This is a genomic window from Bradyrhizobium brasilense (genome assembly GCF_029714345.1).
Lineage (GTDB): Bacteria > Pseudomonadota > Alphaproteobacteria > Rhizobiales > Xanthobacteraceae > Bradyrhizobium > Bradyrhizobium australafricanum.
Genome location: NZ_CP121669.1, coordinates 3,302,202 through 3,317,575, shown reverse-complemented (window position 1 = coordinate 3,317,575; position 15,374 = coordinate 3,302,202). Strand labels below are relative to the sequence as shown.

Genomic DNA, 15,374 nt, shown 5'->3' with positions numbered 1-15,374 from the left:
TTGTTTGCGGTTCGATTTCAGGCGACAGCCTTCGACTGCGCGGCGTCTCGGCCCTTCAGGACCTCCATCGCCGCCAGCACGCCGCCGCTGCGATGCGGCACCTTGGCCAGATCAAGGCCCATCTCGACGCCGGACAGCGTACCCATCAGCATCAGGTCGTTGAAGTGCCCGATATGGCCGATCCGGAACACCTTGCCCTTGACCTTGTTGAGGCCGGTGCCGAGCGACATGTCGAAATTCTCCAGCACGACCTTACGGAAGTGGTCGGCGTCGTGGCCATCGGGCACCCGCACCGCGGTCAGCGCCGGCGAGTGTGCGCCCTGCTCCTGGCACTGTGTCTCGAGGCCCCAGACCTTGATCGCCGCGCGGGTCGCTTCGCTGTGGCGCTTGTGGCGGGCGAAGACGTTCTCGAGGCCCTCCTCCTCCAGCATCTTCACGGCCTCGCGCAGGCCGAACAGCAGGTTGGTGGCGGGCGTATAGGGCCAGGTGCCGGCCTTGTTGATGTTGATGACTTCCTGCCAGTCCCAATAGGAGCGCATGCCCGGATTGGCCTTGGCCACGGCGAGCGCCTTCTCCGACACGGCGTTGAAGCCGAGGCCGGGCGGCAGCATCAGCCCCTTCTGGGAGCCGGCGATGGAGACATCGATGCCCCATGCATCATGCTCATATTCCAGCGAGCCGAGGCCGGAGATGGTATCGACCATCAAGAGCGCCGGATGCTTCAGCGTGTCGAGGATCTTGCGGACGTCGCGCGGATAGGTGACGCAGGCGGTCGAGGTCTCGTTATGGACCACGCAGACCGCCTTGATCTTGTGCGCCTTGTCGGCGGACAGCCTGGCCTCGATCTGCTCGAGGTCGGCACCGTGGCGCCAGTCGCCCGCGATGAAATCGACGTCGAGCTTGAACTTGTCGGCAATGCCATGCCACAGCACCGCGAACTGGCCGGTCTCGCACATCAGGACCTTGTCGCCGGGCTGCAGCGTGTTGACGATCGCGGCCTCCCAGGCACCGGTCCCCGACGACGGGTAGATGATCACCGGCTGCTTGGTCCGGAACACACGCTGCATCGCAGAAAGCACGGCAAAACCGATCTCGGCGAACTCGGGACCGCGATGGTCCATGGTCGGCATATCCATGGCCCGCAGCACCCGGTCCGGCACGTTGGTCGGTCCCGGAATCTGCAGAAAATGCCTTCCAGTATGCACGGTCATGAGCGTCTTTCCCGGTCTCGTCTTGGTCGTGGTGAGCCGCTCGCATATCACTATTCGCCGGGTTTGTCCTAGGCCCGGCGGGGGTCCGTCATGCATATCTGACGGCGCTCCGCCGGGGCCGGCAGCGCCTTATTCGGCGGCCACCACCTTGCCCGACGCCACCAGTTCGCCGGTCTCCTCGAACGGCCGCTCGGGATGCATCAGGAACGCCGAGAAGCCGCCGACCAGCAGCAGGCCCATCGACATCAGGAACGGCAGGTACCAGTTTCCGGTGGCGTCGATGACGAAGCCGGCGACCAACGGCGAGACGATGGCCGCGAAAGCCGAGCCGGTGTTCATGATCCCGGCGGCAGTGCCGGAATATTTCGCCGCGATGTCCATCGGGATCGACCACATCGGCCCGATCACGAGCTCGGCGCAGAAGAAGCCGGCCGACAGGCAGAGCGCCACCAACGTGATGTCGTGAACGAACAGGATCGGCATCAGCGAGAGCAGCGCGCCGGCAAAGCCCACGACCGTCACGCTGAGTCGCGCCAGCCGTACATTGCCGGTGCGCTCGAGAATGCGATCGGAGATGACGCCGCCGATGCTGTCGCCGACGACGCCGGCAAAGAACACGCCGGATGCGAACAGGGCCGAGTTCTTCAGATCGAGGCTGTAGTTGTTCTTGAAGAACAGCGGCAGCCAGTTGAGATAGAGCCACAGGCACCAGCCGTAGCAGAAATAGGTCAGCGTCACCGGCCACATCCGCTGTAGCAGCGGTCCCCACGGCACCTTCGGCCGCTCGCCCTGCGGACGCGGCGGCAAGGTCGCAAGCTCGGCCGCGGTGATCGAGCCATGGTCCCGCGGCTCGTTGCGGAAGTACCAGACCCACGCGATGCCCCAGATCAGGCTGACGACGCCGAGCACGACGAACGCGCCGCGCCAAGTCAGCCAGAGGATCAGCAGCGCGACCACCGGCGGGGTGATGGCATTGCCGAGCCGCGCGAATGAATGCGTCAGGCCTTGCGCGAAGCCACGGCGGTTCGCCGGCGTCCAGTACTGCATCGCGCGCGTCGCGGTCGGAAACGTCGCGCCTTCGCCGAACCCCAGCGCGAATCGCGCGACGAACAGCGCGGCAAGACCATGGACAAAGCCTGTCATGATGGTCGCCGCGGCCCAGATCATGCCGCACCAGAACAAGGTCTGGCGCGGCCCGAAGCGATCGCCGACCCAGCCGCCGATCACCTGGAACAGCAGGTACGGATAGGCGAAGGCCGAGAACACCAGACCGAGCTCGGTGTTGGACAGGCCGAGCTCCTTCTGGATCTCGCCGGCCGCGGTGCCGATGTTCACCCGGTCCACATAGGTGATGAAGTACATCACGCAGAGCATGGCCAACACGACATGGGTGGCCTTGAACCGAAGCCTCATATCATCCCCTCCCCCGATCCGCGATTGTTCTGAGTTCGTTGCGCTGCGGATGCCGTGGCTGCCAGAGCTTCGGTTCTGATTGAATCAGAACCGAAGCTCTAGGTTTTGTTGACGCGTTTTCTTCACGCGAACCGGCGTCCACTTCGCTCGAAAACGCTCTAAGTGCTGACCACCTTCAGATGCGACGACGCGTTGCGCTGGTCGCGTTGCTCGAGAAGCCGCATCGCGGCCTCGACGCCGCCCGGGCGATGCGGGACGCCGGCGACCGACAGCCCCATCTCGACGCCGGTCAGCGCGCCAAGCAGCGTCAGCTCGTTGCACTCGCCGAGATGACCGATGCGGAACACCTTGCCCGCGACCTTCGACAGGCCGGCACCGAGCGACATGTTGAAATTGTCGAGCACGACCTTGCGGAACTGATCGGCATCATGGCCGGGCGGCATCATCACCGCGGTCAGCACCGGCGAGAATTCCGAGGGCTCCTGGCACAGCACCTCGAGCCCCCACTGATTGACGGCGGCGCGCGTCGCGGCAGCCAGCCGCTGATGACGGGCGAACACGTTGTCGAGCCCCTCCTCCAGCAGCATCGCGATGGCCTCGCGCAGCCCGTAGAGCAGGTTCGTCGCCGGCGTATAGGGGAAGAAGCCCTTGGCGTTCGGCTTCAGCATTTCCTCCCAGTCGAAATAGGAGCGCGGCATCTTGTTGGTGCGCGACGCGGCGCGGGCCTTTTCCGAGATCGCGTTGAAGCCGAGGCCGGGCGGCAGCATGAAGCCCTTCTGCGAGCAGCTGACGCTGACATCGACCTTCCACTCGTCGTGCCGGTAATCGACCGAGCCCAGCGAGGAAATGGTGTCGACCATCAGGAGCGCCGGATGCGCGGTGCGGTCGATGGCGGCACGGATGTCCGCGATCCGGCTGGTCGCGCCGGTCGAGGTCTCGTTGTGGACGACCATCACCGCCTTGATGCTGTGCGCGGTGTCGGCGGCGAGCCTTGCTTCAATCTGGGTGGGGTCGGCACCGAGGCGCCAATCGCCCGGCATGAAGTCCACCTCGATGCCGAACCGGCCGGCCATCTGCCGCCACAGGGTGGCGAAGTGGCCGGTCTCGACCATCAGGACCTTGTCGCCCGGCGACAGCGTGTTGACGATCGCGGCCTCCCAGGCACCGGTCCCGGATGACGGGAAGATCACCACCGGCCCCTTGGTCTGAAACACCTTCTGGCTGCCCTCGAGCACGGCACGGCCGAGCGCGGCGAATTCGGCGCTGCGGTGGTCGATGACCGGCATATCCATCGCGCGAAGAATACGATCCGGGACCGGGCTCGGCCCTGGAATCTGCAGAAAATGGCGCCCTTGATGCATGAGAACCTCCCAATCGCCGGATTTCGGCTCCTCTGCCAGCTATTTTGCATTCATTTTTTGTCTTTTCAATCCAATTTTGGTATTCGATCGAGAGCATCGACGCGACCGCGCGGGCAAATTATTGTTCAGAATATGAAATCCGCGATTCCCGAAGCCGGGGTTCCAATCACCCCGCCCGCCGCCGGCAATGGCAGCGACCGCCAGGAGGTCTCGCTTCACGGCGAGATCCTGCTGCGGCTCCGCGACTATGTGGTGGAGGGCAACATTCCCGAGGGCGCCCGCGTTCCCGAGCGGCAGCTCTGCGAGATGCTGGGTATCTCAAGAACGCCGCTGCGCGAAGCGCTCAAGGTGCTGGCCGCCGAGGGCCTGATCGAGCTCTTGCCCAACCGCGGCGCGCGGGTGCGCCGGCTCAGCCCGCGCGACCTCGAGGAATTGTTCGACGTCATGGCCGGGCTCGAGAGCCTCGCCGGACGACTTGCATGCGAGATCATCACCGACGAGGAAATCGTCGCGATCGAGCGCCTGCATTACGAGATGTACGGCCATTACCTGCACCGCGACATGCACGGCTATTTCCAGACCAACCAGCAAATCCATGAGAGCATCGTTGCGGCCGCGCGCAACGAGACGCTGAAGGCGACCTACGCCAACTTCGCCGGCCGGATTCGCCGCGTGCGCTATTCCGCCAATTTCGCCCGCAAGCGGCAGCGCTGGGCCGAGGCGATGCGCGAGCACGAGGCGATCCTCGATGCGCTGCGCCGCCGCGCGGCAAGCGAGCTCAGCGACATCCTGTTCCAGCACCTGCGCAACAAGCGGGCCGCCGCGATCGATCACCTCGCGGAGGGGCCGGACAGCGGCCTGGAGACGACGCCCCGGAACGACTAAAGGGGTCGGCACAAGGATGGCTGGAGGGCAGCCATCCTTGCCCATTATGAATTCATAATGTAATTCTCACGTCGAGAGAATGCATAATCCATGAGCAACTACAATGGCGTCATGGATCACATCGGATCTGGGATGAAGAACGCCTCCTCGCACGAACAACGCCTGCGGTCCGAACTGACCGGCGACGTGTTTTTCGACGCCTTCAACCGCGGCCGGTACGCGACCGACGCCTCGTTCTACCAGATCATGCCGGCCGGCGTGGTGGTGCCGCGAACCGTCGACGAGGCGCTGCGGGCCCTGGCGATCGTCCGCGACGCCGGGCGGATCGTCACCCCGCGCGGCGGCGGCACCTCGCAATGCGGCCAGACCGTCAATGACGGCATCGTCGTCGACCTGTCCAAGCACCTGAACCGGATCCTCTCGCTCGACGTCGAGAATCGGACCTGCGTGGTCGAGCCGGGCATCGTGCTCGACGACCTCAACCGGCAACTCAGGAAGCACGGGCTGTGGTTTCCGGTCGACGTCTCGACCGCCTCCCGCGCCACGATCGGCGGCATGGCCGGCAACAATTCCTGCGGCGGCCGCTCGCTGCGCTACGGCACCATGCGCGACAACACGCTGTCGATGGATGCCGCGCTCGCCGACGGTACACTGCTGCATTTCGGCGAGGTGCCGCGCGACCTGACGCGGGTCAATTCGTCCGACAGCGGACTGAAGCTGTTTCGCGACATGCTCGATCTCGGCGAGCGCGAGGCGCTCGAGATCGCCGACAAATTCCCCAAGGTGCAGCGCCGCGTCGGCGGCTATAACCTCGACGCGCTGGTGCCGCGCAACGCGCCGAACAACCTGGCGCATCTGTTGGTCGGCTCGGAGGGCACCCTTGCCTTCACGACGCAGGTCGAACTCAAACTGTGGCCGGTGATCCGCAACAAGGCGCTCGGCGTTTGCCATTTCGGCAGCTTCTACGAGGCGATGGACGCGGCCCAGCATCTGGTCAAGCTGCGGCCGATTGCCGTGGAGCTGGTCGACCGCACCATGATCGCGCTCGGCCGCGAGATCGCGATGTTCCAGCCGATCATCTCGGCGGCGGTGCGCGGCGATCCGGACGCCATCCTGGTGGTCGAGTTCGCCGAAGAGGACCAGGCCGACAATCTCGCCCGCCTCAAGCAACTCGGCGAGCTGATGGCCGACCTCGGCTTCGGCTGGGACAAGCCGCAGCGCAAATGGGGCGGCGTGGTCGAGATCGTCGAGCCCGCGCTGCAAACCGGCATCGCCGATTTCCGCGCGGCCGGCCTCAACGTCATGATGTCGATGAAGCAGGAGGGCAAGCCGGTCTCGTTCGTCGAGGATTGCGCGGTGCCGCTGCCGCATCTCGCCGACTACACCGAGCGGCTCAATGCCGTGTTCGCCAAGCACGGCACCCGCGGCACGATGTATGCGCATGCCTCCGAAGGCTGCCTGCATGTGCGCCCGGTGCTGAATCTCAAGCTGGAGAAGGACGTCAAGGCAATGCGCGCCATTGCCGAGGAAGCCTTCGCGATGGTGCGCGAATACAAGGGCTCGCATTCAGGCGAGCACGGCGACGGACTGGTGCGCTCGGAATTCCACGAAGCGATGTTCGGGCAGCGCATCGTGGCCGATTTCCGCGAGGTCAAGCAGCGCTTCGATCCGACCAACACGCTCAACCCGGGCAAGATCGTCGATCCGCCTGCCATGGACGACCGCTCGCTGTTCCGCTTCGCGCCGGATTATCGCGTCGGCGAATTGAAGACGGTGCTGGACTGGTCGGCCTATCCCGGCGCCGGCGGCGGCTTCCAGGGCGCCGTCGAGATGTGCAACAACAACGGCGCCTGCCGGAAGCTCGAAGGCGGCGTGATGTGCCCGTCCTATCGGGCGACGCGCAACGAGAAGGACGTCACCCGCGGCCGCGCCAATACGCTGCGGCTGGCGATCTCAGGCCAGTTGGGTGCGGACGCGCTCGCCTCCGACGAGATGATGGAGACGCTGAAACTCTGCGTTTCCTGCAAGGCGTGCCGCCACGAATGCCCGACCGGCGTCGACATGGCCAAGATGAAGATCGAGGTGCTGGCCGCGCGCGCGGCGACGCACGGTCTGTCGCTGCGCGACCGGCTGGTCGGCTATCTGCCGCGCTATGTCGATCTCGCCTCGCGCTTTGCCCCGATCGCGAACTGGCGTAACCGGAGCCCGCTGCTGCGCGCGCTGTTCGAGAAACTTGCAGGGATCAGCGCCAGGCGCGCGTTGCCGGAATTTCGCAACGACACGTTCCGGCCCGCCGCTGAGGCACTGGGCCCGGTGGATGGCCGCGAAGTGGTGCTGTTCGCCGATACGTTCAACCGCGGCTACGAGCGGGAGAATCTCGACGCCGCGATCGAGGTGCTTGTCGCCGGCGGCTATCGCGTGCATCTGCCGAGGCCATCGGACGGCGGACGGCCGCCGTGCTGCGGGCGAACGTTCCTGTCGGCCGGACTGGTGGAGCAGGCCCGCGCCGAGCTTGACCGGCTGGTTGCGACCTACGTCCCGTTCGCGGCCCGCGGCGTGCCGATCATTGGTCTCGAGCCAAGCTGCCTTCTCACCTTGCGCGACGAGCTGCTGTCGCTGCGCTCGGATGAGGCCGCCAAAACGGTCAGCGCCCACGCGCTGCTGTTGGAGGAGTTTCTGGTGCGTGAGGCCGAGGCCGGGCGCCTCGCTTTGCCGCTCGGCGCGGTCGCCGGCAAGGCCGTGGTGCACGGTCATTGCCACCAAAAATCCTTCGGCGCGTTCAAGCCGGTGGAGAAGGTACTGCGCCTGGTGCCGGGCCTCGAGGTCAATACCATCGAGTCGAGCTGCTGCGGCATGGCCGGCGCGTTCGGCTATGGTGCCGACACCTATCAGGCCTCGATCGAGATGGCTGAATTGTCGCTGCTGCCAGCTGTCAGAGGCGCCGATCAGGACACGCTGATCGTGGCCGACGGGACCTCATGCCGGCACCAGATCAAGGACGGCAGCGGGCGGACGCCGCTGCATGTCGCCAGCGTATTGGCGATGAGCCTGAAACGTGCGAAATCAAATTCCGACAGATTGTTACCGACAAAGGAAGAGGCCCATGGCTGAGCTCACTCTCGAAATTGCCCGCAAGATTCTGGATGCCGCGCTGGCCAAGGGGATCGAGAAGAAGTTCAAGCCGCTGGTCGTCACCATCCTCGACGCCCGCGGCGCGGTGAAGGTGACCGCGGCACAGGACGGCACCAGCCTGATGCGGGCCGAGATCGCCCATGGCAAGGCCTATGGCGCGCTGGCGCTGGGGATGGGATCGCGGGCGCTGTTTCAGCGCGCGCAGGAGCAGGCCTACTTCGTCGACGCCGTGAACACGCTGGCGCAGGGCCGGATGGTGCCGGTCCCCGGCGGCGTCCTGATCATGGACGGTGCGACCCTGCTCGGCGCCGTCGGCGTCAGCGGCGACACCTCGGACAACGACGAGATCTGCGCCGTGGCCGGCATCGAAGCCGCCGGCCTGAAGCCCAACGCGGGCTAGAGTGCGGTCAGTTCAGGTCGAATAGCGACCGAGACGGGACTGTGCTCTCTCGCCCCGTTCTTACGGGGCGAGGTGAAGCGAAGTGCTCAGCGGCCGGTCCAGGTCGGCTTGCGCTTCTCGCCGAAGGCCTTGAGGCCTTCCTTGGCGTCCTCGGTCATCGCGAGCAGCGCGATCTGGCTTTCGGTGTAGGCGATGCTTTCATCGAACGACATCGAGGCGATCGCCCGCATCGCGTATTTGCCGCGACGGATCGCCGTCGGCGACTTGTCGACAATGCGGCCGATCAGCCAATCGACCTTGGCGTCGAGCTCGGCCGCCGGCACCACATAGTTGAGCAGACCCGCAGCCTGCGCGGCCCTGGCGTCGAACGGCTCGCCGGTCAGCGCCCATTCGTTGACGAGGCGCGGCGGGGCAATCGATTGCAGCAGGCTCAGCACCTGCATCGGAAACACGCCGACCTTCACCTCGGGCAGACCGAAGATCACGCCATCGGCAGCCACCGCCATGTCGGTCATGCACAACAGACCCATGCCGCCGGCCATGCAGACGCCGCCGACCCGCGCGATCGCGGGCTTGGTCGCGTTCTGCGACAGCCGCAGCAGGTCGGCATAGTCGACATTAGGGCGCGAGAAATCCATCGAGAAGGCCGCGCCGCTGTTCTGCAGATCAGCGCCGGCGCAGAACGCTTTGTCGCCCGCGCCGGTCAGCACGATGACGCGGACGTCCTTGTCGTCATGCGCCTCGCGATAGCCCCTGGCGATGCCCGCGATCACCCCGGCATTGAGCGCGTTGCGCTTGTCCGGGCGGTTGATGGTGATCCAGAACGCCTGCCCGCGCTTCTCGAGAAGAACGCTGTTGTCGGTCATGTTTCCTGCCTGTTTTCTTGGCCATGTGCGCCGTTGTCAGCCGACATTTGCGGCAGGATCGGCGCCGACTGCAAGCAGGATTATGCGGCGGCGGACGCCTTCCTGATCCAGACCTTGTTGTCGTGGAATGCTGCGCCGCCGAGCGGTGCGACGGCCTCCGCCCCGGTCAGCATGTTGATGCCACGCCCGCCGATATGCGACTTGTTCGGATGGATCGACTCGGCGATCACCACGCCGCGGCGAACGCCGTCGAACAGTTTTGCGGTCAGTGTGGTCTCGCCGCGCATGTTGCCGAGCGTCACCGCGTCGCCATCGGCGATCAAGAGATCAGCCGCATCGTCGGGATGGATCATCACGGTCGGCGCGCCCTCGCGGGCCTGCGACGACGGCGTTTCGTTGAAGCTGGTGTTGAGGAAGCTGCGGGACGGCGAGGTCGCAAGCCGGAACGGATGCTGCGCATCCGCCTCCTCGATGATGGTCCAGTGGTCGGGCAGCGAGGGCATCTTGTCCCATGCGCCCATCAGCCCGCCGGTGCCGACGGGCACCTTGCCCCAATCGACCTTGAAGTGGAACTTCTTGTCGGCATGGGCAAAGCCGTCGAGATAATGCGAGGTGCGGAAATCAGGCTGCAGGTCGCGCCACAGCTCGGCTTCGAGCGTGTCGATGTCGCCGTGGCCGCTCTTCTTAAGCGTCGCATCGATCAGCTGGCGCGGCGTCATGTCGAAGCCGGGATGCACGGCGTTGAGGCGGCGGCCGAGCCCCTGCATCACCTCGTGATTGGAACGGCACTCGCCGGGCGGATCGATCAGCTTCGGGCCGACCGAGATGTGCTGATGACCGCCGCCGTAATAGAGGTCGTCGTGCTCCATGAACATGGTCGCCGGCAGCACGATATCGGCCATCTGCGCCGTCTCGGTCATGAACTGCTCGTGCACCGCGACGAACAGATCCTCGCGGGCAAAGCCCTGGCGCACCAGCGCCTGCTCGGGCGCCACCGTCATTGGGTTGGTGTTCTGGATCAGCATCGCCTTGACCGGCCCGCCGCCGCGCAGCGCTTCGGGATCGCCGGTGAGGATGCGGCCGATCTTGGACTGATCGAGCACCCGCGTCGAGGGATCGATCGCGTCATGGCCTTCGATGATCGACTCGTCGAAACGCCAGATTGCGGCATTGTTGAAGAACGCGCCGCCGCCCTCATATTGCCAGGCACCGGTGACCGCGGGGATGCACGATGCGGCGTGCATCTGGGCGGCGCCGTTGCGGCTGCGGGTGAACCCGTAGCCAAGACGGAAGAACGAGCGCTTGGTCTGTCCGACCAGCCGCGCGAACGCCTCGATCTCCTCGACCGGCACGCTTGAGATCGCCGAGGCCCATTCCGGCGTGCGGGTCTTCAGATGCGCTTCGAGTTCGTCGGGGCAATCGGTATGGCGCGCAAGATAATCGCGATCGGCAAATCCCTCGCGGAACAGCACATGCATCACGGCGCAGGCAAACGCGCCATCGGTGCCCGGCCGCAGCAGGATCTTGATGTCGGCCTGCTTCATGGTCTCGTTGTTGTAGACGTCGACCGCCGCGATCTTCGCGCCGCGCTCCTTGCGCGCGCGGGATGCATGCGTCATCACGTTGACCTGGGTGTTCACCGGATTGGTGCCCCAGATCACGACGAGGTCGGAGACGCCCATCTCGCGGGGATCGACGCCGGCGATCTTGCCGGTCCCGGCGGCAAAGCCGATGCGCGCGATGGTTGCGCAGATCGTGCCGTAGAAGCGCGAATACTTCTTCACATGCGACAGCCGATTGAGGCCGTCGCGCATCACCAGCCCCATCGTGCCGGCGTAGTAATAGGGCCAGACCGACTCGGCGCCGAACTCCCGCTCGGCCGCGTCGAAGCGCGCCGCGATCTCGTCCAGTGCCTCGTCCCAGGAGATCCGCGCGAACTGGCCGGAGCCCTTCGGGCCGGTCCGGCGCAGCGGATACATCAGCCGCTCGGCGTGATGAATCCGCTCGGCATAGCGCGCCACCTTGGCGCAGACCACACCGGCCGTATAGGTCTGCTGCTTTGAGCCGCGCACCCTCCCGATCGAGCGTCCCTCGATCACCTCGACGTCGAGCGCACATGCCGAGGGGCAGTCGTGCGGACAGGTGGAATGGCGGATGTCGACCTTGGCATGCTGGTTCATGGCCAAATTGGTAACATCAAATGCCGCCTCCGCCGAGGGGCATTATCGACCCAGCCGGCGCGAAATCCGGGCACGTGCCATGCGGGAGGCGCCCGGACGGGCAGCTATTGGCCTGAGCCGTCCATCAGACGCGGAAGATGCGGGTGTAGTGCGATTTGATCGATTCCCCTTCCCGCTCCACCGCCACCGGATCGTCCTTCATGGTCTTGATGTCCTTTAGCGGCCTGCGTCCAGCCTTCTCCTTGGCCTGCGCGTGGACGGATCTGAGGCCGCCGATCTCGACATTGAGCTGCTGGCCCTCACGCCCGAGCGCGAAGGACTGGAACAGCCTGGCGGCATTCGGATGCGGACAGTCCTTGAAGATCCCGTTGGGGCCGACAATGATCGGCGACCCCTCGGTGGCGTAGACCGGCTCGACTGGGCGGCCGGCCTCCTTCATCTGGAAGATGTTGTATTCGTTGCCGTCGGCCATGACAGCACGCTCGCCGAGATCGAGCTTCTTGGGTGGATCCGTCGAGGACTGCACCTGCATGATGTTCTGCTTGGCCAGCTTCTCGAAGAAGCTCCAGCCGAGATCGCGCTGCATCTGATAGGTTGCGGTCATAATGGTGCCGCTATAGCCGGGATGCGCCTTGACGATCTTGCCCTTCCATTTGGGATCCAGCAGATCGGCAAAGCTCTGGGGCGCCTCCTCTGCCTTCACGAGATTGGTGTTGTAGGCAATGATCGAAAGCCAGACCCGGAAGCTTGCGAATTGCCCGTCCGCGTCGCGATGCTCCTCGGGGTAGTATTTCGCGACCTCCTCCGGAACATAGGGCGCGAGAATGCCGTCGCGCTTCCACACGATGAAATGTGCGGCGTCGGAGGAATTCACGACGTCGACGGCATGAATGTTGCTGGAATATTCCTGGCCGACCCGCTGGAACACACGCTCCGCGCCGGTGCGTTCGACGCGCACGGTGATATCGGGATATTTGGCTTCAAATGCCCTTGCCAGCTTCTCGGCAACCGGCAGATCGGTCGACGTGTAGTAGACGACCTGCCCCTCTTTCTTCGCCGCTTCGATCAACGTCGGCGTCACCGGTTCCGCAGGTGGCGCGGCGGCCATCACGCGCGTTGAAAGGGCGGCCCCAGCCAGCACCGCGCCCGAGCCCTTCAGCATGTCGCGACGCGATAGCCCAGGATGTTTCCTCATATGATTCCCCGCACGCGATGGCGAAGTTTGAGTACACCGTCCTCCCGCTCTTATTCCGATGCGCGAAAACGGAGTCTGTCGTCGACAGAAGCTTCAAGTTGCAGCTAGACTTCTGATCAAGAAACAAGACTAAAGTTGGGGGATTCAGTCAATGGCAAGCCTGCGATACGCCTTGGTGTTTGTCGCGGCGTTGCTGACCGTGTCCATGTCAGGCTCATATGCTGACGCCGAAGACTATCCCGCGCGGCCGGTCAGGATCATCGTTCCCTTTGGCCCCGGCGGTCCGGCCGACGTCGTCGCGCGACAAATCGGCAGCATCTTGCAGGAAAGCCTCGGCCAGCCCTTCGTGGTGGAAAACCGCACCGGCGCCGGCGGCGTGATCGGCACGCTCGAGGTCGCAAAGGCACCGGCCGACGGCTACACCCTCCTGATGATGTCGAACACCCAGACCGCGAACGAATCGCTGGTACCGCAGCGCAAATATGAGCTGATGCGCGACCTGATGCCGATCGCGTCGTTGAACACTTCGGATCTCGTGATCGTGGTCCACCCCGCCGTGCAGGCAAAGACCTTGCAGGAGTTCATCGCCCTCGCAAAGGCCCAGCCCGGAAAGCTGAACTATGCGTCGTCAGGTCAGGGCACGCCGTATCACATGGCGGGCGAGCTGTTCAAAGCCATGGCCGGGATCGACGTCGTGCACGTGCCCTACCGCAATAGCGGCGAAGCCCGCGGCGGCGTCATCGGCGGCCAGGTCCAGATGATGATCGATGCCGTTCCCGCGATGGCGCCGAATGTCGCCGAAAACCAGGTGCGAGCGCTCGCAACGACCGGCAAGACTCGTTCGACGGTGCTGCCCAACGTTCCGACGGTGATCGAGGCGGGCGTGTCCGGCTATGAGGCGACGATCTGGCTCGGCCTGATGGCTCCGGCGGGCACGCCGAAGCCGATCGTCGACAAGCTCAACGCGGCGGTGAATGCGGCGATCAGGCGGCCGGAGGTCGAGAAGCTCTGGGCCGCGCAGGGCGCGGTGCCGATGACCATGACGCCGGAGGCGTTCGGCGCATTCCTGCGCGCCGATATCGTGAAGTGGGCAGGCGTCGTCAAAAGGCTGGACAAGCCCCAGTAAGCGCGCAGCGGCAAAGACCGCGAGCGAAGGAACAGTGCAGATGAAGACGTTGAACATCCTGAGCGGCGGTGCGGCGCAGGACCTTGTGCGCAGCCTCGCGCCAGCATTTGAAGCTGAAACCGGCCTCGGCATTGCCGGCGATTTTGGCGCGGTCGGCGCCATGGCCGACAGATTGCGCGCCGGCGTACCGACCGACATCGTCATCCTGACCGCCGCTCTGATCGCGAAGCTCGCCGATGAAGGGCTGGTTTTGCGCAGCTCGATCACGGACATCGGCCGGGTTGAAACCGCCCTCGCAGTTCGGGCCGGCGCTCCATTGGTCGGGGCCGACGACGCGGCCAGCTTGCGTGCGGCGTTGCTCGCGGCGGACGCGATCTTCGTGCCCGATACGAAGGCGTCGACGGCCGGAATTCATGTCGCCAAGCTGCTGGCGCAGCTCGGCATCGCTGATGTCGTCGCGGATCGACTGAGAATCTTTCCGAATGGCGCGACCGCGATGCGGCATCTGGCGGAGTCCAATGACCGGCAGCCGATCGGTTGCACGCAATCGACCGAGATCATCAGCACCATTGGCGTCGTGCTGTCGGGCGCCTTGCCGTCGGAATGCGGGCTCGCGACGATGTATACGGCTGCGATCCCGACGCGGGCATCGTCGGCATCGCAGGCGCAACGCCTGATCGCGCTACTGACGTCGCCGGAAACGTCTGAGGTTCGCAGCCAGGCTGGCTTCGTTTCCGACGCAACCTAGCGCGCCAGCTGCGTGAGACCGGTTGGCGGTCCATCGACCGCGGTCCAGCCGCCGTCGACGAACAGCGTGCTGCCGCTGACATAGCTCGCCGCGTCCGATGCAAGGTAGGCGACGGCGGTCGCGACCTCGTCGGCGCTGCTCCAGCGATTGAACACCGTATGACCGGCATAGAGGTTGTAGATATCGGGCCGCTGCTTGAACGGACCGGTCAATGCGGTCTCCGAGATGCTCGGCGCGATCGCATTGACGCGAACGCCGGATCGCCCGACCTCGGACGCGAAGCCCTTGACCAGAAGGCCGATCGCCGCCTTGGTCGATCCATAGACTGCAAGCCCCGGCTCGATGGTCACGGCACGCACCGAGGAACATGCAATCAGGCTGCCGCCCTGTTGCTTGACCATGATGCGACCGAACGCCTGAAAGAACCAGACCGTGCCCTTTACGTTGAGGTTGATGACCCGGTCGAGATCCTCCTCGGTGTAGTCGAGGATGGTCTTGCGGATATTCAGTCCCGGCGTCGTCACCGCGATGTCGATCCGCGTGAATTCCGCCAGCGCCCTCGCCGCCAGCGCCTCGACGTCGGCACGATCGGCCGCATCGCAGCTGGCTGACGTTGCCGATCCGCCCTGCTGCCGGATTGCAGCTGCCGTTGCCTCCGCGCCTTCCTGTGCGCGATCGGCGCAGAGCACGCGCGCGCCGAGCGAGGCCAGCGCTTCGGCCGAGGATTTGCCGATTCCTGAGGCCGCTCCCAGCACGACGGCGGTCTTGCCGGTGAGATCGAATAGCTTGCGATAGTCGGTCACGTGAATCCTCCCTTCGGCGACGCTGCCGGAATGCAGCACTTTCCCGATTTGCTT

Annotated in this window: 12 protein-coding genes; 5 read left to right on the top strand and 7 right to left on the bottom strand. The window is 65.0% G+C overall.

Translation table 11 applies throughout. The features are described 5' to 3' along the window. Positions 1-17 precede the first annotated feature (17 nt). From QA635_RS15400 to QA635_RS15390, 3 genes are all read right to left on the bottom strand, one after another. Positions 18-1,211: a pyridoxal-phosphate-dependent aminotransferase family protein gene (locus QA635_RS15400; RefSeq protein WP_283070080.1), complete on the bottom strand. Its 1,194-nt coding sequence runs from the start codon at positions 1,209-1,211 to the stop codon at positions 18-20. Between the two features lie 129 nt (positions 1,212-1,340). Next, the gene (locus QA635_RS15395; protein ID WP_283070079.1) at positions 1,341-2,624 is read right to left on the bottom strand and encodes an MFS transporter; all 1,284 of its coding nucleotides are present in this window, start codon (positions 2,622-2,624) and stop codon (positions 1,341-1,343) included. Between the two features lie 158 nt (positions 2,625-2,782). Next, the gene (locus QA635_RS15390; protein ID WP_283070077.1) at positions 2,783-3,985 is read right to left on the bottom strand and encodes a pyridoxal-phosphate-dependent aminotransferase family protein; all 1,203 of its coding nucleotides are present in this window, start codon (positions 3,983-3,985) and stop codon (positions 2,783-2,785) included. A 132-nt stretch (positions 3,986-4,117) separates the two neighbouring features. On the opposite strand from QA635_RS15390, the gene QA635_RS15385 reads away from it, so the two are divergent. The 3 genes from QA635_RS15385 to QA635_RS15375 all read left to right on the top strand — a co-directional run bounded on the left by QA635_RS15385 (position 4,118) and on the right by QA635_RS15375 (position 8,402). Continuing rightward, positions 4,118-4,870, top strand: a complete 753-nt coding sequence (locus QA635_RS15385) for a GntR family transcriptional regulator (protein WP_283070075.1) — start codon at positions 4,118-4,120, stop codon at positions 4,868-4,870. 132 nt (positions 4,871-5,002) lie between these two features. After that, complete coding sequence (locus tag QA635_RS15380) at positions 5,003-7,981, top strand: FAD-binding and (Fe-S)-binding domain-containing protein (protein ID WP_283071654.1); 2,979 nt, start codon at positions 5,003-5,005, stop codon at positions 7,979-7,981. Continuing rightward, a complete protein-coding gene (locus tag QA635_RS15375) occupies positions 7,974-8,402 on the top strand; it encodes a GlcG/HbpS family heme-binding protein (protein WP_283070074.1) in 429 nt (142 codons plus the stop codon). The genes QA635_RS15380 and QA635_RS15375 overlap by 8 nt, the downstream gene beginning before the upstream one ends. A gap of 86 nt (positions 8,403-8,488) precedes the next feature. Here the strand turns inward: QA635_RS15375 and QA635_RS15370 are convergent, their stop codons facing one another. The 3 genes from QA635_RS15370 to QA635_RS15360 all read right to left on the bottom strand — a co-directional run bounded on the left by QA635_RS15370 (position 8,489) and on the right by QA635_RS15360 (position 12,643). After that, positions 8,489-9,268 carry an enoyl-CoA hydratase/isomerase family protein gene (locus QA635_RS15370; RefSeq protein ID WP_283070072.1) on the bottom strand — a complete coding sequence of 260 codons (780 nt, stop codon included), beginning with the start codon at positions 9,266-9,268 and terminating at the stop codon, positions 8,489-8,491. An 80-nt stretch (positions 9,269-9,348) separates the two neighbouring features. Then, positions 9,349-11,448 (bottom strand): molybdopterin oxidoreductase family protein, encoded by a 2,100-nt coding sequence (locus tag QA635_RS15365; protein ID WP_283070071.1) that lies wholly within the window; start codon positions 11,446-11,448, stop codon positions 9,349-9,351. 124 nt (positions 11,449-11,572) lie between these two features. Continuing rightward, a complete protein-coding gene (locus tag QA635_RS15360) occupies positions 11,573-12,643 on the bottom strand; it encodes a substrate-binding domain-containing protein (protein ID WP_038386991.1) in 1,071 nt (356 codons plus the stop codon). Between the two features lie 205 nt (positions 12,644-12,848). Here QA635_RS15360 and QA635_RS15355 point away from each other — a divergent pair, with 205 nt between their 5' ends. Beyond that, positions 12,849-13,769 (top strand): tripartite tricarboxylate transporter substrate binding protein, encoded by a 921-nt coding sequence (locus QA635_RS15355; protein WP_425249189.1) that lies wholly within the window; start codon positions 12,849-12,851, stop codon positions 13,767-13,769. A gap of 40 nt (positions 13,770-13,809) precedes the next feature. Then, positions 13,810-14,517 (top strand): molybdate ABC transporter substrate-binding protein, encoded by a 708-nt coding sequence (locus QA635_RS15350; RefSeq protein ID WP_283070068.1) that lies wholly within the window; start codon positions 13,810-13,812, stop codon positions 14,515-14,517. On the opposite strand, the gene QA635_RS15345 is transcribed toward QA635_RS15350, so the two are convergent. After that, positions 14,514-15,320 carry an SDR family NAD(P)-dependent oxidoreductase gene (locus tag QA635_RS15345; RefSeq protein WP_283070067.1) on the bottom strand — a complete coding sequence of 269 codons (807 nt, stop codon included), beginning with the start codon at positions 15,318-15,320 and terminating at the stop codon, positions 14,514-14,516. The genes QA635_RS15350 and QA635_RS15345 overlap by 4 nt on opposite strands. Positions 15,321-15,374 lie beyond the last annotated feature (54 nt).